The sequence below is a fragment of the Pseudoalteromonas sp. NBT06-2 genome, from assembly GCF_002276045.1.
Lineage (GTDB): Bacteria > Pseudomonadota > Gammaproteobacteria > Enterobacterales > Alteromonadaceae > Pseudoalteromonas.
The window spans coordinates 1-1,355 of record NZ_NQMR01000352.1; the positions used below are offsets into that span (position 1 = coordinate 1).

1 protein-coding gene is annotated in these 1,355 nt (G+C 33.4%); it reads left to right on the plus strand.

Features of this window, described 5'->3' with window-relative positions; all coding sequences use genetic code 11:
• On the plus strand, positions 1-960 hold a 960-nt coding region (locus tag CJF42_RS26000), incomplete at its 5' end, for an ATP-binding protein (protein WP_353651705.1).
• Between the last annotated feature and the right edge of the window lie 395 nt (positions 961-1,355).

The window sequence follows — 1,355 nt, forward strand, 5'->3', positions numbered from 1 at the left end:
GAAATAGCCCAAGCTAATTGGATGGATATTGCATTAACCGATTATAATTTTTATGCTGAGAGTTATGTAAAATATCAATACCGTTTAAACAACAGTCATTGGCACACTATCCCCACCCCGTTAATACAGTTAAATGGTGTAGTATCAGGTGAGCATTTAATTGAATATCGAAAATCAAACAATGATGTAGATTGGACTGAACCCAAACAATTTAGCTTTAAAGTCACAGGCCCTTGGTATAATAGTGATGCGGCCATGCTCGTGTACACTCTGATAGCATCAGTGCTGATATTATTTATTGTCATTTTTAGTTGGCGCTGGGTGTTGAGTTTTCATCGTGTTTTTAGGTCTTATCAAAAACAAGTTCAACAAGAAGGTTTAAGGTCTGTTCTTTGGAATCTAAAATCAGGTTTAGAGCTTTGTAGTAGTAATGACACTACTTTTGTTACTGAAGGATTAGTTAAGTTAAATGAAGCTGCTGACGCTTTATTGCCTATAGCTAATAGTCATGCAAGCTTAGGAAAACAATCTCTTTCTGAAGGTTTAATGTCATTAGAATTTACTTGTAAAGGTTATGGTAAGTCATGTGATTTTGAGATTACGTTAGGTAATGCCTACTTAGACCATAGTTTAGAATGTGATATATATTCTGTTATTTCACATGCTTCGATAAATGCTATGGAGCACTCAAAAGGTACTAAACTTTCAGTTTTTGTAAATAAAATGAGAAGCTCAGTTAATATTGAAATAATTGATGATGGTGTTGGTATGGGCATAGTTAACAGAACGGTTAACTTTGGTTTAGGTCATTACGTCATCAAACGTATTGCTAAAGCACACAATACCAAAGCCAAATGGAAATCTAGTAAAAAAGGCACTTCGCTTAAAATTGAATTTCCATTAAAGCTTAAAAGCGAAATGCCTAAATCTATTCGTGATATGTTTACTGAAACCGAATAAGACAGAATTATTTATTCAGTGGTTCCCCTCACTGTAAAGTATTTCACATAAGGGGTTATCACAAAGATAAATTATAGTGAAAGTGTTAAAGCAAACAGGTCTTTGTTTTGAACAGCATGGATGCACCTCAAGTTGCATGAAACACAAAAGCCCCAAATGACGATTGGGGCTTTTTTATGCGTTAAATTTAAAAAACAGCAAAATCTCCTGTAATGCATTGTAAGCGACAATAATTTAAAACTGCTACCATGATTCATGTTAAAACCCTTTAAACAATTTCAAAGGATTTTAAACATGTTTTAAACACGGTTAAAGATTCAAAGGTAATCGCTTTTTGTTCTTACGACAAGTTAGAGTCTTTAGCTGACATTATAAAAGTAAGCAAAATGATTATT